This window comes from Acinetobacter courvalinii (genome assembly GCF_014635545.1).
Lineage (GTDB): Bacteria > Pseudomonadota > Gammaproteobacteria > Pseudomonadales > Moraxellaceae > Acinetobacter > Acinetobacter courvalinii.
Window position 1 is genome coordinate 215421 of sequence record NZ_BMDA01000004.1, and the last position, 19094, is coordinate 234514.

At 43.2% G+C, this 19094-nt stretch carries 20 protein-coding genes, 2 tRNA genes and 1 other RNA gene; 15 read left to right on the forward strand and 8 right to left on the reverse strand.

What is annotated here, in order from left to right:
- Window positions 1–47 precede the first annotated feature (47 nt).
- The gene (locus tag IEV39_RS14980) at window positions 48–1148 is read right to left on the reverse strand and encodes an outer membrane protein assembly factor BamD (protein WP_005283921.1); all 1101 of its coding nucleotides are present in this window, start codon (window positions 1146–1148) and stop codon (window positions 48–50) included.
- Between the two features lie 71 nt (window positions 1149–1219).
- Between IEV39_RS14980 and rluD the strand changes: the two genes are divergently transcribed.
- The 3 genes from rluD (at window position 1220) to IEV39_RS14995 (ending at window position 3809) form a co-directional block, all read left to right on the forward strand.
- Window positions 1220–2269: a 23S rRNA pseudouridine(1911/1915/1917) synthase RluD gene (gene rluD / locus IEV39_RS14985; protein WP_032883227.1), complete on the forward strand. Its 1050-nt coding sequence runs from the start codon at window positions 1220–1222 to the stop codon at window positions 2267–2269.
- Between the two features lie 148 nt (window positions 2270–2417).
- Window positions 2418–3158, forward strand: coding sequence for a peptidoglycan editing factor PgeF (pgeF, locus tag IEV39_RS14990; protein WP_005283924.1), 741 nt, complete (start codon window positions 2418–2420; stop codon window positions 3156–3158).
- 84 nt (window positions 3159–3242) lie between these two features.
- Window positions 3243–3809, forward strand: a complete 567-nt coding sequence (locus IEV39_RS14995) for a flavodoxin family protein (RefSeq protein ID WP_005283927.1) — start codon at window positions 3243–3245, stop codon at window positions 3807–3809.
- Between the two features lie 46 nt (window positions 3810–3855).
- Here the strand turns inward: IEV39_RS14995 and smpB are convergent, their stop codons facing one another.
- The gene (gene smpB, locus IEV39_RS15000; protein ID WP_005229036.1) at window positions 3856–4332 is read right to left on the reverse strand and encodes an SsrA-binding protein SmpB; all 477 of its coding nucleotides are present in this window, start codon (window positions 4330–4332) and stop codon (window positions 3856–3858) included.
- Window positions 4333–4461: 129 nt separating this feature from the next.
- On the opposite strand from smpB, the gene coaD reads away from it, so the two are divergent.
- The 4 genes from coaD (at window position 4462) to IEV39_RS15020 (ending at window position 5739) form a co-directional block, all read left to right on the forward strand.
- Window positions 4462–4953 carry a pantetheine-phosphate adenylyltransferase gene (coaD, locus tag IEV39_RS15005; protein WP_005283930.1) on the forward strand — a complete coding sequence of 164 codons (492 nt, stop codon included), beginning with the start codon at window positions 4462–4464 and terminating at the stop codon, window positions 4951–4953.
- A 1-nt stretch (window position 4954) separates the two neighbouring features.
- Complete coding sequence (locus IEV39_RS15010; RefSeq protein WP_005229038.1) at window positions 4955–5218, forward strand: YfhL family 4Fe-4S dicluster ferredoxin; 264 nt, start codon at window positions 4955–4957, stop codon at window positions 5216–5218.
- Window positions 5219–5244: 26 nt separating this feature from the next.
- Window positions 5245–5600: RNase P RNA component class A (gene rnpB, locus IEV39_RS15015), an RNA gene on the forward strand.
- Window positions 5601–5662: 62 nt separating this feature from the next.
- A tRNA-Met gene (locus IEV39_RS15020) sits at window positions 5663–5739 on the forward strand.
- Window positions 5740–5784: 45 nt separating this feature from the next.
- Here IEV39_RS15020 and IEV39_RS15025 read toward each other — a convergent pair.
- Window positions 5785–6252 (reverse strand): Lrp/AsnC family transcriptional regulator, encoded by a 468-nt coding sequence (locus tag IEV39_RS15025; RefSeq protein ID WP_032883228.1) that lies wholly within the window; start codon window positions 6250–6252, stop codon window positions 5785–5787.
- A gap of 120 nt (window positions 6253–6372) precedes the next feature.
- On the opposite strand from IEV39_RS15025, the gene IEV39_RS15030 reads away from it, so the two are divergent.
- A complete protein-coding gene (locus IEV39_RS15030; protein WP_005283936.1) occupies window positions 6373–7227 on the forward strand; it encodes an EamA family transporter in 855 nt (284 codons plus the stop codon).
- A 188-nt stretch (window positions 7228–7415) separates the two neighbouring features.
- Window positions 7416–7492: transfer RNA gene (locus IEV39_RS15035), tRNA-Met, on the forward strand.
- Between the two features lie 102 nt (window positions 7493–7594).
- Here IEV39_RS15035 and IEV39_RS15040 read toward each other — a convergent pair.
- Window positions 7595–8626, reverse strand: coding sequence for a hypothetical protein (locus tag IEV39_RS15040; protein WP_005283939.1), 1032 nt, complete (start codon window positions 8624–8626; stop codon window positions 7595–7597).
- Window positions 8619–10244, reverse strand: a complete 1626-nt coding sequence (locus IEV39_RS15045) for an NAD+ synthase (protein ID WP_005283942.1) — start codon at window positions 10242–10244, stop codon at window positions 8619–8621. Before IEV39_RS15045 ends, IEV39_RS15040 begins: the two co-directional genes overlap by 8 nt.
- 718 nt (window positions 10245–10962) lie before the next feature.
- On the opposite strand from IEV39_RS15045, the gene IEV39_RS15050 reads away from it, so the two are divergent.
- On the forward strand, window positions 10963–11124 hold the full coding sequence (locus IEV39_RS15050; protein WP_005283947.1) for a hypothetical protein: 162 nt from the start codon (window positions 10963–10965) through the stop codon (window positions 11122–11124).
- A 54-nt stretch (window positions 11125–11178) separates the two neighbouring features.
- Here IEV39_RS15050 and IEV39_RS15055 read toward each other — a convergent pair whose 3' ends face one another.
- The 3 genes from IEV39_RS15055 to IEV39_RS15065 are packed head-to-tail and all read right to left on the reverse strand — an operon-like array spanning window position 11179 to window position 13467.
- Window positions 11179–11703, reverse strand: a complete 525-nt coding sequence (locus IEV39_RS15055) for a hypothetical protein (protein ID WP_005283949.1) — start codon at window positions 11701–11703, stop codon at window positions 11179–11181.
- A gap of 60 nt (window positions 11704–11763) precedes the next feature.
- Entirely contained in the window at window positions 11764–12216 is a 453-nt protein-coding gene (locus IEV39_RS15060; RefSeq protein ID WP_005283952.1) for a CopD family protein, read from the reverse strand.
- A 21-nt stretch (window positions 12217–12237) separates the two neighbouring features.
- Window positions 12238–13467 (reverse strand): beta-ketoacyl-ACP synthase II, encoded by a 1230-nt coding sequence (locus IEV39_RS15065; protein WP_004805136.1) that lies wholly within the window; start codon window positions 13465–13467, stop codon window positions 12238–12240.
- Window positions 13468–13757: 290 nt separating this feature from the next.
- Between IEV39_RS15065 and IEV39_RS15070 the strand changes: the two genes are divergently transcribed.
- From IEV39_RS15070 to IEV39_RS15090, 5 genes are all read left to right on the forward strand, one after another.
- Window positions 13758–15368, forward strand: coding sequence for an EcsC family protein (locus tag IEV39_RS15070; RefSeq protein ID WP_005283955.1), 1611 nt, complete (start codon window positions 13758–13760; stop codon window positions 15366–15368).
- Between the two features lie 158 nt (window positions 15369–15526).
- Window positions 15527–15901, forward strand: coding sequence for a 30S ribosomal protein S12 (rpsL, locus tag IEV39_RS15075; protein WP_004638184.1), 375 nt, complete (start codon window positions 15527–15529; stop codon window positions 15899–15901).
- A 160-nt stretch (window positions 15902–16061) separates the two neighbouring features.
- Entirely contained in the window at window positions 16062–16532 is a 471-nt protein-coding gene (rpsG, locus tag IEV39_RS15080) for a 30S ribosomal protein S7 (RefSeq protein ID WP_004655203.1), read from the forward strand.
- Window positions 16533–16709: 177 nt separating this feature from the next.
- Window positions 16710–18848, forward strand: coding sequence for an elongation factor G (gene fusA / locus IEV39_RS15085; RefSeq protein ID WP_005229047.1), 2139 nt, complete (start codon window positions 16710–16712; stop codon window positions 18846–18848).
- Window positions 18849–18941: 93 nt separating this feature from the next.
- Window positions 18942–19094: GTP-binding protein (locus tag IEV39_RS15090; protein ID WP_159725216.1), on the forward strand; the 153-nt coding region annotated here is incomplete at its 3' end.

The following is a 19094-nucleotide window of genomic DNA, read 5'->3' on the forward strand; positions in this document are numbered from 1 at the left end:
AACAGGCAAGGGAGACTTGCCTGTTTGCTGTATCAGATGATTGCAAATTAGTTTGCAGCATCGTCCTCAGTCGTGGCTTTTGCTTCAGGCTTGTCTAACAGGCCAAAGCTTAAACGGTTTTTCCAGCTTGGTTTGTCTGTACTTGCTGCGGGTGCTTCCGGAGCAGCCACAGGTGCTGGCGCAACGGTTGCTTCAGTTTCAGGTTTATCCAGTAGGCCAAAACTTAAGCGGTTGGTTAAGCTGCGTTGTTCCGTATCGCTTTTGGCTTGTTCTTTCACCTGTACGGTTTTTGATTCACGTCCTAACAGACCTAAAGTGGCACGGTTGACCCAACTACCTTCTTTACGTGCTGCACGTAAATTCACTTCACCATTCGATTTAACTAAATTCGGATAGTTCAGCTTGAGAATTTCAACATATTGTTGAGAGGTCGCCTGATCACCTAATTTTTGATAGCTATATGCCAAAGTGGCTAAAGCTTCAGGGGTTTGCGGAGTTTGTGGGTAATGTTCAATCACCCATTGTGCGCGTTCAGCGGCAGCCAGCCATGCTTTACGTTCAATGTTGAAACGCGCTGCATTCATTTCACTTTCAGCCAGTTCCTGACCAATAAATTTCATGCGCTGTGCAGCATCTACAGAATACTGGCTACTTGGGAAACGACGGATCAGGTCAACAAAGTTCTGATACGCCACTTTGACATAGCTTACATCACGGTGTGATTGCTGTAGTGAAGTGTAACGAATCAGGCTGTCGTAATTCATTTCCATGTTGGCGACGCCACGCACGTAGTAAGCATAGTCAACATTCGGGTGTTGCGGGTTTAAACGAATAAAACGCTCTGCAAGCGCAATCGTCCCTTCATAATCTTTCTGTTTGAATTTCGCGTAGAGAAGCTCAAGCTGTGCCTGTTGGGTATATTGCCCCGTTGGATAATAGGTATCTAACGCTTCTAGTGATTTAACCGCATCAGTATATTGATTGCGTTCAAGTGATTTCTGCGCTTTTTCGAAATAAACTTGTTCACTTGATTGTGGTCCTTTATCAACCACTTCTTTCTTACTTGGATTGCTGCTACAGCCCACAAATGCAGACGCTACACCTAAAGATAGTGCAAGCACCGTAATTTTATAACGTGGTAGCGACATAAAAACTCCTCTGTTATTCTGGGCAATGAGCTACAATGGTGCTATTAAACCATTTTTGTACCGATCATCAAATGACTTCAGCACAATCTTCCAATTCAAACATCTCTGAAACAGATTTCTTACTCGAAGATTCTGTCGATGCAGATAATCATAATTCTGACTCAACTGCAACACGTTTATCGTTGCAAATTCAACTCGATGAAAACTATTTAGGGCAACGTATTGATCAGGTTGCCGCAATGGTGTGGAGCGAGTTTTCACGGGAAAAACTCAAGCAATGGATGAAAGACGGCCATCTGTTGGTAAATGGTAACATTGTCAAGCCAAAGTACCGCTGTGAAGGAAATGAGCTCCTTACACTTGAAGTTGAGCTTGAAGCGCAAACCTCAAGCCAGCCAGAAAACATTCCGTTAAATATTGTCTATGAAGATGACGACATTATCGTGATCAATAAAGAAGTTGGCATGGTGGTGCATCCGGGTGCAGGTAATCCATCTGGAACTTTGGTAAATGCATTGCTTTATCATGAACCAAAACTGGCCGAACTTTCTCGTGCCGGTCTGGTGCATCGTATCGATAAAGACACTAGTGGTTTACTGGTGGTGGCTAAAAATCTGGAAGCTCAGTTTTCACTCAGCAAGCAACTGGCAAAGAAAACAGTTTATCGTGTTTATGATCTGATTGCCTACGGCAATATCATCGCGGGTGGGACCATTGATGAGCCGATCAAACGTCATCCAGTGGATCGTATCAAAATGGCAATCTTGCCAGGCGGTCGTGATGCGGTGACACACTATAATGTGAAAGAGCGTTTCCGTGACTTTACCCGTGTTCAGGCTCAGCTTGAAACAGGTCGTACTCACCAGATTCGCGTCCATTTTAGTTATTTAGGCCATGGTCTGGTTGGAGATCCGGTATATATCAACCGTGTGCGTTTTCCTGCAGGTGCTTCAGAAAAGTTAAGTAATATGTTGCGTAACTTTAAGCGTCAGGCCTTACATGCAGCCAAACTGGGTCTGGTGCATCCGCGTACAGGCGAAGAAATGATGTTTGAGGCGCCGTGGCCGGAAGACTTCACGCAACTGGTTGAAGTGCTACGCAGTGAAAATGAAGCCTATTAATTGAAGCGCTAGCTCCCTCTAAGCCTTCCTCCTTAAAGGTGGAAGACTTTGGTGAATTTAATGCCTTACAGTGCTTTAAATTCCCTCTTCTTTTTTAGGCGAGAGTTAGGAATAGGTTAACGGTAGAAAAATAGCTCTGGAGATATTTATGGAATTTGTACAAGGTCTGCCTCAAGGTGTTTTTGTCGGCCAAACACGCATTGACCATCCAGACACAGTCGCAACGCCGAATCAGAGTTTGTCAGGGTTCAATCTGGCTTTGCATGTCAATGATGAGGCGCAGCGTGTTCAGCAACATCGTATGATTTTGCTGAATCAACTGAGTGAATTCGGTGTGGATAAAATCACCTGGATGACGCAAACCCACAGCACCATCTGTCATACCGTGAATGAGCAAATTCCATTTATTGCCCTTGAGGGCGATGGTCTGGTTACACAACGTGCCGGTCATGCCTTGATGATGATGACAGCTGATTGTCTGCCTGTAGTCTTGGGCAATGCTGAAGGGACTGAAGTTGCCAACCTGCATGCAGGCTGGCGCGGTTTGGCGGCAGGCATTGTGGAAAATACAATCGCTGAAATGCAGTCTCAGCCGAGTTGGGTATGGTTAGGCGCCGCTATTAGCCAGCCATGTTTTGAAGTCGGGGCAGAAGTCAAGGCTGCTTTCTGTGAGAAATATCCTGAACTGGCATCTGCATTTATGGCAGGGCAGATCGAGGGTAAATATCAGGCAGACCTGTATGCAATCGCTCGTTTTATCTTAAAGCGTTTGGGCGTGGAAACGGTGCTTGGTGGTGATCAGTGTTCGTATCAGCAAGCTGAGGATTACTTTTCCTATCGCCGTGATGCCAAAACCGGTCGCATGGCCAGCTTTGTATTTATGCAATAAATTGCCGGCATTGCATTGCCGATTGGCCTTGTCGCATTTAAAAATGTTAAACTTGATCTAATTCCTTGGTTTTTTAAATTTTCCATGTCTGTTATTGAGTTGAATTCTTCCCAGGTCAAAGTGTGTGTGGTCTATCACAGCCCTTATGGGCACACGGCCAAAGTTGCGCAATACATTGCTCAGGGCGCAGAGCAGGCAGGTGCCGAAGTGCATCTGTTGTCTGTGGCTGCACCGCAATGGGACTTGCTTGATCAGGCGGATGTGATTGTCATGGGCTGTCCAACTTATATGGGAAGCTTAACTTCTGCCTTGAAACAGTTTATGGAAGATTCCTCCAAACGCTGGTTGGCGCGTACTTGGCAAGGCAAACTGGCTGCCGGTTTTACCAATGGCGGTGGACTCAGCGGTGATAAGCTGGCCGTATTGCAGCAGATAAATTTATTTGCAATGCAGCATGGCATGTTATGGGCAGGTTTACCGTTTATGCCCACTGGGCGTGGTCAATCGGATATTAACCGGATGTCGAGTTTTTTAGGACTAATGACGCAATCTGACAATGCCAGTGTTGAAGTGACACCACCCGAAGGTGATCTGGAAACAGCACGCAAGTTTGGCCAATATCTGGCTGAATTAAGACTCAAACATGTGTAAGTTGAAGATCGAAATAAAAAAAACCTCCATCAATTGGAGGTTTTTTTTATTTGTGCAGGATACGTGCTTTATCACGCTGCCAGTCACGATCTTTTTCGGTCGCACGCTTATCATGTAATTGCTTACCTTTTACCAGGGCAATTTCAAGCTTGACCAGATGACCTTTCCAGTAACATGCCAATGGTACACATGAATAACCTTTTTGATTGACTGCACCGAGTAGCTTTTCCAGCTCACGGCGAGACAACAGCAACTTGCGGGTGCGGGTTGCTTCTGGAACCACATGTGTTGATGCAGACAGTAACGGCTGAATTTGTGAACCAAATAAATAAGCTTCACCATTTTTAAAAATGACATAGCTTTCCGTCAGGCTCATACGCCCAGCGCGTAGGGATTTTACTTCCCAGCCTTGGAGAGACATGCCTGCTTCAAATTTTTCTTCAATAAAGTAATCGTGGCGCGCTCTTTTATTTTGAGCAATCGTGCCACCATTATGTTTTTTTACAACTGTTGCTTGCGCCATAATTCAAACTTCCACAATTGCTTCTATTGTGCCGTAAAACGCAATCTTTTTCCAATGTTTAGGAATTTCGCGTTTAGGCTGAAGATTTGTTAAAATACGCACCTTATCTCATTCACTAGAGTACACCGCATGTCTAAAACACGTGTGATTTATCCGGGGACTTTCGATCCAATAACCAATGGACATGTTGATTTGGTTGCAAGAGCATCAAAAATGTTTGATGAAGTTGTGGTTGCCATTGCGATTGGTCATCATAAAAATCCGGTATTTAGTTTAGAAGAGCGTGTTGAATTGGCAAAAGCCTCACTCAGTCATTTGAACAATGTTGAGTTTGTAGGTTTTGATGGCTTACTGGTCAATTTTTTCCGTGAACAGCGTGCGACAGCTGTACTACGTGGTTTAAGAGCAATTTCAGATTTTGAATATGAATTTCAACTGGCCAATATGAATCGTCAGCTTGATCCACATTTTGAATCGGTATTTTTAACTCCATCTGAGCAATATTCATTTATTTCATCGACACTGGTGAGAGAAATTGCCCGTTTAAAAGGTGATGTAAACAAATTTGTGCCTGGCGTTGTGGTCGAGGCCTTTGAACGTAAACATCAACAAGGTTGGTAACGTGTCTTTATATATTACAGATGAATGCATTAACTGCGATGTCTGTGAACCTGTCTGTCCCAATGACGCCATTTATATGGGTGAGCTGATTTATGAGATTGATCCTGCACTGTGTACAGAGTGTATCGGACATCATGATCAGCCACAGTGTCAGTTATTTTGCCCGGTCGATTGTATTCCGCTAGATCCTCAGCATGTGGAATCGCATGATGAGTTGATGGAGAAATATAAAAAGCTGACTGCGCAAAAAAATGCAAGCAATTAACAGCGAACTTTGGTAAGATGCGCCACGAAGTGGGCCGGACGGTCGCTGCTGTGGAGGTCTCCGTGACTGAAGCAGGGGAGGAAAGTCCGGGCTTCAAAGGGCAAGGTGCCAGGTAACGCCTGGGCGGCGAAAGCCGACGGCAAGTGCAGCAGAGAGTAGACCGCCTCATTCGTGAGGTAAGGGTGAAAGGGTGCGGTAAGAGCGCACCGCGTGTCTGGTAACAGTTCACGGCAAGGTAAACCCCACCTGAAGCAAGACCAAATAGGAATCCTGAGGCACGGCCCGTGCTGGATTCGGGTAGGTCGCTTGAGCGTATGAGTGATTGTACGCCTAGAGGAATGATCGTCCTCGACAGAACCCGGCTTATAGGCCCACTTCTTAAATTTTTTGAAAATTGTGCTTGACGTGTGTAGCGAAAGTTAAGATAATGCGCCCACAGTTTTCGGCTATGTAGCTCAGTTGGTTAGAGCACCGCACTCATAATGCGGGGGTCACAAGTTCAAGTCTCGTCATAGCCACCATTTTATAGACCACGCTCCTGCGTGGTCTCTTTTTATCTGCTGTTTTTAAATAGATAACTCTAATCCGACTTTGACCCGATCTAAAACGATCAGTGTCCGATAAGTGCTGACATCCTGATTATCTGCAAAGTGCTTGCGTACCAACGCCTCAAAATGGGATAAGGTATCGGAAATCATAATGATAATAAAAGAAACGCCACCATTGACGAAATAACACTGCTGGATCTCATCGATATGGGCAAAATATTGTTTGGCCCGATCCATCACGATAGAACGGTCTTCCGCTAAACGCACTTCAATAATTGATGTAATTTTTTCGCCAAACTTTTTGGGATTGAGCACGGCACAATTTTTCTCAATCACCTGTTCTTGTTCAAGCCTGGCAATACGCCGCTGTACTGACGCTTGGGAGAGATTGACCAGTTCGGCTATTTTCCGATGCGACATTTTATTATCGTGTTGTAATTGTCTTAAAATTGCATAATCGAACTGATCCAATGAAATGTCTGACACGATTAAATCTCTCATCCTAAGAATAATAAAGAGTAATTTACTCATATTCTTGCATAAAATTGCAGAATTAAACGGAGATGTGTGAATTAAAATTGCATCTCTATATTACGGGGCATGGTCATGGTCGGACTGGATTCGCGACAAAGCATTGCATTTCTCGCTGCGACATTATCGTTGGTATCTGTTCAGATCGGAGCATCAGTGGCCAAAACCCTGTTTCCGGTTTTAGGCCCAGAAACAGTTGCGTTGGTTCGTCTTGGCATAGCCGCCATTCTTCTCTGTGTTATTTTCAGGCCGTGGCAATTGTTCTATCAGCAGACCAACTGGCGCAATCTGGTGATTTACGGCATGTTTATCAGTGGAATGAATGTTTTGGTTTATAAAGCTTTTGCTTATATGTCGGTTGGTATTGCAATTTCCATTGAAGTTCTCGGTCCGTTGACTGTTGCGATGTTAATGTCCAAGCGTAAGCAGGACCTGCTGTGGGCGGGGTGTGCATTGATTGGAATCGTCATATTGCCATTGGGAGGCGTTAACCAGAATTTTAGTTACCAAGGCATGGGGTTGGCATTGGCGGCGGCGATCTGCTGGGGGTTGTATATCATCTATGGACGACGAGTCGCTTCTGCCGGTGGCAGTTCTGTCGCCGTCGGAATGTTAGTGGCGGCGTTATGTGCGCTTCCAGTAGGTTTTCAGCATCTAGATTTAGTGGTGAGCTCCTATAAGGTTTTCTTTACCTGCGTATTTGTGTCCTTATTCTCAAGCATGATTCCTTTTTTGCTGGATATTGTGGCGATGAAAAGACTGGCTGCACATGTATTCGGGATGTTACTCAGCGCTTCACCTGCGATTAGCGCTGTAGCTGCATGGTGTATTTTGGGAGAAGCATTGAATCTTTACCAGATTCTGGCAATTATCATGATTATGGTGGCGTGCATTGGCTGTTCCTACGTGTCTTATCGGGAAAAACATTAAGCCGAAAAGAAGTATTCAGAGCAATATCGGCTGGAAGATGAGGTGGAAATTGCTATCAGAACAGACTTTGAGTTAAAAATATACAGTTGATAATATCTTTGTGCAAAAACCACGCATATGTCTTCTATTTTCAAGATCATAGACTTGACCCGTTGCACGTAACACTAGATAATGCGCACACAGTTTACGGCTATGTAGCTCAGTTGGTTAGAGCACCGCACTCATAATGCGGGGGTCACAAGTTCAAGTCTCGTCATAGCCACCATTTTAAAAACCACGCTCCTGCGTGGTTTCTTTTTATCTATATGATTTAAAAATAATTGACACGTATATAAGCCTGTAAATGATGTATTTACAGGCTTTATTTTTATAGGTGTTTTTCGATGGCGGCGAGCGTGTCAGCGCTGTCATAGAACGGTTTCAGGATCAGGGTAATGATCGGTTCGAGGACACCGTGCTGGTCTAAAGCGGCCACAACTTTGGGATAAAAACGCACTGCCTCATTCAGCAGGTCGGCCTCTTCCAGTCCAATGGCAGCAAAGACATCGGCCAGACTTTCATCTTTATAGAAATCATAAAAGACTTTGACGCCATAAAGGATTAAATCCTGTATGAATGCAGACTGGCGTAATTCTTTCCAGTATTCATAAATCATGACAAAGAATTCTTCCACATCCAGTGGCGTGACCTGTTTGGTATATTCTGATAAAGGTTTGGCTTTATTGTCATCCCAGACATTACGGGCCAGACTTTCCAGATCGTCATTAGACAGCAGACTAAGATCGGCCAGCTGTTCTTGAATAAACCGGGCAATACTTTCTTCAATTTTCTGTTCAATACGCTGTTGCTGGCGATGTGAAAAGCTTTTTAGTTTTTGTTGCCACTCATATTTACTTTCTGAAGTTCTATCGTCATCTGACTGAGTAAATAATTTAGGTAGTTTGTTCTGTAAGGTTGTGGTCGCAATGTATTGGCATAATTGCTGAATAGAAGGGCTTTCTTTTAGAAACTGGTTTAAATAATGACGGATATTTTCAAGTTCCAGAAACTTGGACAGCCACATTTCAAACTGGTGGTCTGAAAATACATCTTGTAACTGGGCGGATGACTGTAGCGAAAACACATGCAGTCTTTGTGCAATCTCGCCAATAAATTCCAGTAAGCCTGCACCCAGCTGCATTTCAAAAGCATAACGTTTGACCACAGCCTGAATCTGCGCTAATTCGACCACTTCTTTGAGTTGAATATTGGGTGCATGTTGCAGAAAGAGCTGGATAAATTGCTGGAAGAAATCAGCGGAAAGTTGTGTTGTAAGTTGATTTTTATAAAACTTAACTTGCTCAAGCAAAAGTGCTTGAGCAAGTAATTGTGACTTTTCAGAAACAATTTTTTCAGTCATTCGCGGTCCATCCGTTGACGATCGGGTAGCGTCGTTCACGACTGAAAGCACGTGAACTGATCCGCGGCCCAATCGCGCCCTGACGACGCTTGTATTCATTACGATCCACCAGACGAATTACTTTTTCGACCACATCGCTTTCATAACCTTTGGCAATGATATCGGCCTGGCTGAGATCTTCTTCTATATAAGCATACAAGATGGCATCAAGTACATCATAAGCAGGTAATGAATCCTGATCTTTTTGATCTGGACGGAGTTCTGCTGATGGTGGACGGCTAATCACACGTTCAGGAATAACCGGCGTTTCTTCCAGCGTGTTACGGTATTTGGCCAACTCAAATACAATGGTTTTGTAGACATCTTTAAGTACCGAGAAGCCACCGACCATATCACCATAAAGTGTACAGTAACCGACTGAAATCTCGGATTTGTTGCCTGTCGCAAGAACAAGGTTGCCAAATTTATTAGATAGGCCCATCAGCAGGGTACCACGGGTACGTGCCTGCAGGTTTTCTTCTGTCGCATCCGCAGGGGCATTGCCGAAGAATGGGAATAGGGTTTGCATGAAGCTATTCACGATTGGATGAATCTCGGCAATACCGAAAGTCACGCCCATACGACGCGCCTGCTCAGCCGCATCTTCAACACTCATTTGTGAAGTGTAGGTATACGGCATCATCACGGCCTGGACTTTGTCTGCTCCAATCGCATCAACAGCAATTGCCAAGGTTAATGCTGAATCGATCCCGCCAGATAAACCCAGAATAACCCCAGGGAAACCTGAGCGTTGTACATAGTCACGGGTTGCCATGACCAATGCTTGATAAATTTCAGCAAAGGTTTCTAAAGCTGGAACTGCTGCAGCTGTCTTGAACTGTTTTTGTTCTGCATCATATTCAGCAAAATGAACAGCTTCTTGGAAACTCGGTGCCTGTAATACCAGCTCACCGCTATTGTTGCTGACAAAGCTGGAACCATCAAAGATCAGGTCATCCTGTCCACCGACTTGGTTGACATAAACAATATTGAGGTGCAACTGTTTCGCCAATTCATTCAGGGTCTGAATACGGTGCTGTGGTTTACCCACTTCATAAGGCGAAGCATTGAGTACCAGCACGGTTTCAACATTGAGCTGGCTAAGCTGCTTCACCGTGTTGAGTGACCAGACATCTTCACAAATCAGGACGCCAAATTTATGACCGAGATATTCAAAAACAAGGTGCTGATGGCCTTCCTGGAAGTAACGTTTCTCGTCAAACACACCGTAATTTGGCAGGTTATGTTTGTTATAAATACCCAGTACCTGACCGTCTTTCATCACCGCAGCAGAATTATAACGATGACCATCTTCGGTCTGGTGTACAAAGCCAAATACCATCACGATGTCTTTGACTTCACTTAGCTGGGCAAAAGCTTTTTGAGTACGTTTTTGAAGATTTGGGCGAAGCACTAAATCTTCCGCAGGGTAACCGATGGTTGAAAGTTCTGGAAAGATGATCAAATCAGCCTGTTGTTGTTTCGCTAAATTTGCTTGCTCAATCATCTTTTGAGTATTTGAGTCAACATTGCCAATATGCGGAGAGAACTGAGCAAGGGCAATTTTAAAATTTTTCATTCAAACCTAATCCTAAGTCTTAACAAGTTTTGATACACAAGTTTTTGATTTATATAAGTATAGTTGTTAAAAACGATTGTATATCATGGCGCCAAACATTTTATATCTTAAAGAAAAATGACAAGTTTACTAATATATACTAAATGCGCATTTTTCTGCGTAAAAATAACGAGTTTTTCTGTATGAAAAAGCAACATTTCTCAATGTTTAGGTAGTTATGGTGCATGATTGTGAATAAATTGAATATAACCACATCAAGTTTTTTTAATGTCATCTTCGCCTATTGAGATGACACCCCGGTGACAAGTGCAATAAATTCTAAAATTTCTAATAAAAAGAGCGGCTTTGATAAAGCTATTAAATAATTCAAAAAAATGAGGAACAGCTGTACCTGATAAAAAATATATTTATTTCAGATGCTTGTTTGATTTTTGTATGTTTTATATACCGTTTATCGGGAATATCTTTGCTACACTTGAGTGTACATTTGTGCACTGCTATGATCCTGATTAATGTGAATGGCTATACACTTTGAGCTTACTCAAGTGTATTGCAACACTTAAATCAAGAGGTGGTTGATATGTCAGTTTTATTATTTCCAGTTATTGCGTTTGGTTTAGCAGTTGTGGTTGGTCGTATCGGTACGGTCATGTTCCGTGAACAAGAACCACAAGCTTAAATATCAGATTCTCTTTTAAATAACGTGAGGTAAGAGATTATGAGTTCAACGATTTTATTGCCAGTGATCGCTTTGGGTTTAGCGATAGGCTTTGGACGTATGGGTACCATTGTTAAGGATGCAATGCGTGTAGATTTTACAACAGATATGGATGTCGATTATGAACCTGCTAATGAAACTGGCAAAGGCACAGCTGCATAACACCCGTTGCGATGCTTTAACTTAAAAAGCCCTGTATAGAATGACAGGGCTTTTTTATTTTTTCAGAATAATATTGGGAATTTTCTTGAAGAAAATATCGCGTGCAATATCTCCCTGTTGTTCGATGTTGTAGCTGGAAAAGGCTTTATTGGGTTCAAATTGATATTGATAAGGATCGTATGTTTTAAAACTGAGATAGTAGCCAAGTTGCAGGACAGCACCTTTAAAAATGACATGGACCTGTTGCTGAAACTGTAAAACATGGGCCAGCTCATGAATAAAAATCCCTTGTAAGGAGGGAGAGCACTTTGAATAATCCGTACTAAAATATTTTTGATGTACAAATAAATTGCCATTTGGTGCCATAAATATATTTACGGGTTGCCAGGGCAAATAGGGAATATTAAAAACTTTGACCTGTGCATAATCAATCAGGTCACCAAACACAGGACGTGCAATTTCAACCTCGCCAGAGCTTAAGCTGCGATAGTGAAACTGATTCATTTTGAGATATACAATCAAGTTTGTAATGAACCAGTTATTTATTTGTCTTAGCGCCTGTTGAAGTGCTTTGATCATCTGAAATTCAAGTATGAAAATTGATAGGACGTATTGAATTCTAAAATAAAAAAACCTCAGTTAGAACTGAGGTTTTACCACAACCAGAATCACCACCGCAAATAAGATCAGGGTCGGCATCTCATTAAAGAAGCGCCAGAACTTATGTGTTTTGTAGTGGGCATTGCCAATCAGTTTTTTACGATAATAACCACACACTAGATGGTAAATCACCAGAAGACCGACCAGACCGACCTTGAGATAAAACCATAAGGCTTCATGATAATGCCGGGTTGCATCACCCCAGTCGACCAGAAAGTGGGCGGTAATTAATGTGGCAATCATGGACGGCCACATAATCCCGCGATACAACTTACGTTCCATCACTTCAAAGCGTTGATGACTGATGGCATCCTCACTCATGGCATGATAAACATAAAGGCGTGGTAAGTAGAACAAAGCAGCGAACCAGCAAACCACGGCAATAATATGTAATGCTTTTACCCACAAAAAAGCATCAGAAGGTGCATCCATCGATAATCCTGCTAAGCGGGATTATGCATCCCACTTCTTGAAAATAAGGCAGGCGTTTACACCGCCAAAGCCAAAACTGTTACTCATGACAGTATTCAGTTTTGCATCACGTTTTTCAAGTACAATATCGAAACCTTGTGCGCCTTCATCCAGCTCGGTTACGTTGATGTTCGGTGCAATAAAGTCATTTTGCATCATTAATACAGAATAAATCGCTTCCTGAACACCTGCAGCACCCAAGCTATGGCCAGTCATCGATTTGGTTGAGCTGAGTGGTGGAACCTGACCTTCACCAAATGCACGTTCCATTGCTTTCAGCTCGGTTACGTCACCTGCTGGTGTTGATGTACCGTGAGTATTGACATAGTCAATCTGCTCGACGCCATGCTGCTTTGCTTCATCCAGTGCCATGATGATACAGCGTGTTGCGCCTTCACCACTTGGTGCAACCATGTCAGCACCATCACTATTTGCTGCATAACCAATCACTTCGGCAAGGATATTGGCACCACGTGCCTGTGCGTGTTCAAGTGATTCAAGCACGACGAAACCGCCACCGCCAGCAATCACGAAACCGTCACGGTCTTTTGAATATGGGCGTGAAGCAGTTTCCGGGGTGTCATTATATTTTGAACACAATGCACCCATCGCATCAAACAGCAAGCTTTGTGACCAGTGATCTTCTTCACCACCACCCGCAAGCATGAGATCCTGTTTACCCAATTGAATCAGGTTGTAGGCATAACCAATTGCATCGGCAGAAGTTGCACATGCACTGGTAATCGAATGCGCCACACCTTGAAGTTTAAAGGCAACACCAACGTTTGCCGTAATGGTATTTGACATATTGCGCGGCACGAAGAAAGGACCAATTTTACGTGCACCTTTTTCTTCTAGCAGTTTGATCATTTCTGCAACAGAGGCAGTTGAGTTACCACCAGAACCACCAGCAATACCGTAGCGTGGATTATTTGCCAAATCTTCTTGTTTTAGTCCCGCATGCTCAACTGCTGCGACTGCCGCGTTATAGGCATACATGGCGCAAACGCCCATAAAACGTTTCAGTTTGCGGTCAATGCCATCAAAATCCTGTTCAGCTGCAGCGCTAACATGGCTCTTGAAATTCAGTTCTGCATAAGTTGGGTTTAAACGTGTGCCTGAGATTCCATTTTTTAAAGAATGAGTGACCTCTTCTAAAGAGTTACCGATACATGAGTTAATGCCCATACCAGTGATTACAACACGTTTCATTTACAGATCCCTTTTATGGTAATACTTAAGCCCTGTGCATCTCGCTATGAATACAAATCAGGAGAAAATAACGATTAGAATGGCTTATGAGTGAATGACACCATGATAGCAGAAAGGTTTTTTATTTCTTATGGCAAATCTTATGCCTATTTCCAGTTGTGTAAATATTCGTAAATATTGCAGTTCTGGTGACGAAACGTAATGAAAGTACACACATAAAAGTTGAGATAAATCTGCATTCAACCTAGTATTTACCTAGAAATTCACATATTACACAACAGAGGTTCTTGATGACAAAATCTAAAAACAAGCAATCTTCAGGTTTATTTGCACAAGCCTTTGGAGTGGCTAAAAAGCTCAGTTCTGAATTACAAAAATTTCAAGTAGCGCCGATTACATCTGGGGCGGAACTTGCAAATACTTCCAAGACGGTTGAAGGAAAAGCTCGTTTTAAAAGCCCTTTTGAAGTGGAAAAATATGAAAGTCCACAACAAATGTTACGTCAGCAATTTCCTAAACTTTCACATCAGTTTCTAGGTCGTCATTACACGCGCGTAAACAGTATCGCATCTTTCGTATCGCCTGATCTGGGAGAAAAAGCCTCTGACTATTTATTCCAGTGGCTGAACGAGTTCAGTTCGAATAGTTCCCTGACTGAAAAAATCCTTGAAGAAGCCGGGGTTAAGGACATTATCGAACTCACCAAAGATACAGGCCGTTCCCAACGTTTAAGTCAGGCCCTGATTGAGCAGAATAAATTATTGGCAGCTGTTCAGGGTGCGGTCACAGGGGCAACAGGTGTATGGGGTGCAGCCATCGATATTCCTGCTTCGATTGTTTTGACCTTGCGAACCATTTATCAGACAGGACGTTCCCATGGCTTCGATTTGTCGGAAGAGACTGATCAAGAGATTGTGGCGTTTATCTTTAAGGAAATTGACCTGAGTCTGGTGGCAGAAAAACAAACCCTGCTGGTGGCTTTAAAAGCCTTGAAGTCAATGCTGGAAACACATGACCTGCAACAGTTTCAGCAACTACTCGGATCGAATAATGATTTTGATTTGGTCAAGAAGTGGCTGGTAGATGAACAAGGACAATTTAAATTTGGCTGGTTAAACCGTGTTCCTCAAGTTTCCGTGGTCGGTAAGCTAACCCCTGTTGCCGGAGCTGTGTTGAGCGGTTTTTATAGCTGGAGACTGCTGGAAGATGTCGGGCACAAATCACAAGCTATTTTTGGTGCAGCGCGTTTCTATTTAAATGAGCACCCGGATGAAAATATTTCTCCACTGGAAGCCTACTATAAAGCCGAGACTTTATTGAAAAAGGCAGCACCGCGCTTATTAAATACAAGTGGGGAAGAGGTTAAGCAGGGTGTGATTTCAGATGCACCAAAAAATGATGTCATTAGCAGTGTTTCAATTCAGGCCAAAGATAGTGATGTTGCCAAAACGCCGGTTGATGAGAAGGTAGAGCAAGGAATTCAACAGCTTGCAGAACAGCATGTGACTGAACATGAACATACTGAACAGCAACCTGCGTTGAAGACAGAACAGGATCAGACTCTGGATGGGGAGGGGGCTGAGGTTGCCACTGAACAGAAGTCGGATAATGTAGAGCCTGCTGCTACGCAGACTACAGCTTCAGATGCGCCAAAGAATGATGTGATTGCCAAGGTTTCGATCCAGGCAAAAGACACGGATGCAGTCAAACCGCCAGTGGATGAAAAAGTAGAGGAAGGAATTCAACAACTTGCAGAGCAGCATGTGGTTGAGCATGAGCATACTGAACAGCAACCCGCATTGAAGGCAGAACAGGAAGATATTTTCGATGAAGCTGAAGCGCAAGTTGCGCCTGAGCAGAAATCAATTGATGTCGAACCTGCTTCAACAAAACATAGCTAATCATAGGCTGATGTCTTAGACATCAAAACATAACAAACCCAAGAAATGGTCAGCACTAACAATGTTGACCATTTTTACTTCTTAGCTTACAATTATGTGCCCTTAAAAAGAGGTCGTTTTCTTTTTTTAAGGTTGTTTAATAACGGGAGAATTGCCAAATGGCAACAACAAATCAGTTGATCCGTAAGGGTCGTACGACTTTGATTGAAAAATCAAAAGTTCCTGCGTTGAAGGCTTGTCCACAACGTCGTGGTGTATGTACACGTGTTTATACTACTACACCTAAAAAACCTAACTCAGCAATGCGTAAGGTTTGCCGTGTTCGCTTGACTTCAGGTTTTGAAGTATCTAGCTATATCGGTGGTGAAGGCCATAACCTACAAGAGCACAGTGTTGTTCTTATCCGTGGTGGTCGTGTTAAAGACTTACCAGGTGTACGTTACCATACCGTTCGTGGTTCTTTAGACTGTGCTGGCGTTAAAGATCGTAACCAGTCACGTTCTAAATACGGTGCTAAGCGTCCTAAGAAGTAATTCTAGGAAACTAGCCCAAGCAACCCTTTAGCGTTTCGCTTGTTTGAATTCTTCATAGATTTGTAATTCAAGCGACGTATAGTAAGGCCAGCGTCGTGTACATGACACTTGTACAAACTGCTGGATTATCCTGAAGTGTCATATTATTAGGTGTATTAAAATGCCAAGACGTCGCGTAGTCGCTGCTCGTGAGATCCTTCCAGATCCAAAATTTAGCAGCCAAACAATCGCTAAATTCATGAACCACGTAATGCAAGATGGTAAAAAATCTATTGCTGAAAGTATCGTTTACGGTGCTTTAGACCGCGTTCAAGAAAAAAACAAAGTAGACCCAGTTGAATTTTTCGAGACTACTCTTGAAAAAGTTCGTCCTATGGTTGAAGTAAAAGCACGCCGTGTTGGTGGTGCTACTTATCAAGTACCTATGGAAGTACGCCCATCCCGTCGTACTGCTCTAGCGATGCGTTGGTTAGTAGATGCTGCTGCTAAGCGTTCTGAAAAAACGATGGCTTTACGTCTTGCTGGTGAGTTGCTTGATGCAGCTGAAGGTAAAGGTGCAGCGATCAAAAAACGTGAAGACGTGCATCGTATGGCTGAAGCCAACAAAGCCTTCTCTCACTACCGTTTCTAAGCGGATAAAACAGTCCCTAATCAGGAGAATATTCATGCGTACTGCAGCTCGATTCAACATCGCTCTCTATCAAAGTGGAGGCTTTGCGGGTATTTAAGTTGCCTGCTTGGATATTCGTGCGCATCAATTTAATTGATGCGTCCTGTTTTAAATATAACATTTAGGAATGTAGACATCATGGCTCGCCAAACCCCAATTAGTAATTACCGTAACATCGGTATTTCTGCGCACATTGACGCAGGTAAAACAACTACAACAGAACGTATTTTGTTCTACACAGGTGTATCTCACAAAATCGGTGAAGTACACGACGGTGCAGCAACAATGGACTGGATGGAACAAGAGCAAGAGCGTGGTATTACAATTACCTCTGCTGCTACAACTTGTTTCTGGTCTGGTATGGCTAACCAATTCCAACAACACCGTATCAACGTAATTGATACACCGGGACACGTAGACTTCACAATCGAAGTTGAACGTTCTATGCGTGTTCTTGACGGTGCGTGCATGGTTTACTGTGCAGTTGGTGGCGTACAACCTCAGTCTGAAACTGTATGGCGTCAGGCAAACAAATATAAAGTGCCTCGTTTAGCATTCGTGAACAAGATGGACCGTACTGGTGCAAACTTCTTCCGTGCTGTTGAGCAAGTTAAAACGCGTTTAGGCGGTAATCCTGTACCTATCGTTGTGCCAATCGGCGCTGAAGATACATTTACAGGTGTAGTTGACCTTATCGAAATGAAAGCGATTATCTGGGATGAAGCATCTCAAGGTATGAAGTTCGAATACGGTGATATTCCTGCTGACCTCGTTGAAACTTCAAACGAATGGCGTACTAAGATGGTTGAAGCTGCGGCTGAAGCATCTGAAGAGTTAATGGACAAGTACCTGGAAGAAGGCGATCTTTCTAAAGAAGAAATTATCGCTGGCTTACGTGCTCGTACATTGGCATCTGAAATTCAAGTTATGCTTTGTGGTTCTGCGTTCAAGAACAAAGGTGTTCAACGTATGTTGGATGCTGTAATTCAATTCTTGCCTTCTCCAACAGAAGTTAAAGCAATTGAAGGTATCCTTGACGACAAAGATGAAACTAAAGCGTCTCGTGAAGCATCTGACGAAGCTCCGTTCTCTGCGCTTGCGTTCAAAATCATGAACGACAAGTTCGTAGGTAACTTAACATTCGTACGTGTTTACTCTGGTGTTCTTAAACAAGGTGATCCGGTTTATAACCCAGTTAAATCTAAGCGTGAACGTATCGGTCGTATCGTGCAAATGCATGCGAACGAACGTCAAGATCTTGATGAAATCCGTGCAGGTGATATCGCAGCGTGTGTAGGTCTTAAAGACGTTACTACGGGTGATACATTATGTGATGAGAAAAACATCATTACACTTGAGCGTATGGAATTCCCAGAGCCAGTAATTTCATTGGCTGTTGAACCAAAAACTAAAGCTGACCAAGAAAAAATGTCAATCGCTTTAGGTCGTTTGGCGAAAGAAGATCCATCGTTCCGCGTTCGTACAGACGAAGAATCTGGTCAAACAATTATTGCTGGTATGGGTGAACTTCACCTTGACATCATCGTTGACCGTATGAAGCGTGAGTTCAGCGTTGAAGCGAACATTGGTAAACCAATGGTTGCTTACCGTGAAACCATCAAAAAGTCTGTTGAACAAGAAGGTAAGTTTGTTCGTCAAACAGGTGGTAAAGGTAAATTCGGTCATGTATATGTTCGTTTAGAGCCTATGGATGTTGAAGAAGCTGGTAAAGAATACGAATTCGCTGAAGAAGTTGTCGGCGGTACTGTACCTAAAGAATTCTTTGGTGCGGTTGACAAAGGTATTCAAGAACGTATGAAGAATGGTGTATTGGCTGGTTACCCTGTTGTGGGTATCAAAGCGACATTATTCGACGGTTCTTACCACGATGTCGACTCTGATGAATTGTCGTTCAAAATGGCAGGTTCATACGCTTTCCGTGACGGTTTCATGAAAGCAGATCCTATCCTTCTTGAACCAATCATGAAAGTTGAAGTAGAAACTCCAGAAGACTACATGGGCGATATCATGGGTGACTTAAACCGTCGTCGTGGTATGGTTCAGGGTATGGACGATCTTCCTGGCGGAACAAAAGCAATTAAAGCAGAAGTTCCACTTGCTGAGATGTTCGGTTACGCGACCCAAATGCGTTCTATGTCTCAAGGTCGCGCGACTTACTCTATGGAATTCGCTAAATACGCTGAAACTCCACGTAACGTGGCGGAAGGCATCATCGCTAAGTTCCAAGCTGGCGGTAAAAAAGGTGACGACGAGTAATCTTTCGATTACTATATTACCCAACTAAAATTTAGTTAAAAAACCAAGTGCTCATGGGCGACCCTCATGAGCAGTTTATAAAGGAAGATCATCATGGCTAAAGCCAAGTTTGAACGTAATAAACCACACGTAAACGTGGGTACAATTGGTCACGTTGACCATGGTAAAACAACTTTAACTGCTGCGATTGCAACGATCTGTGCAAAAACTTACGGCGGTGAAGCGAAAGATTACTCACAAATCGAC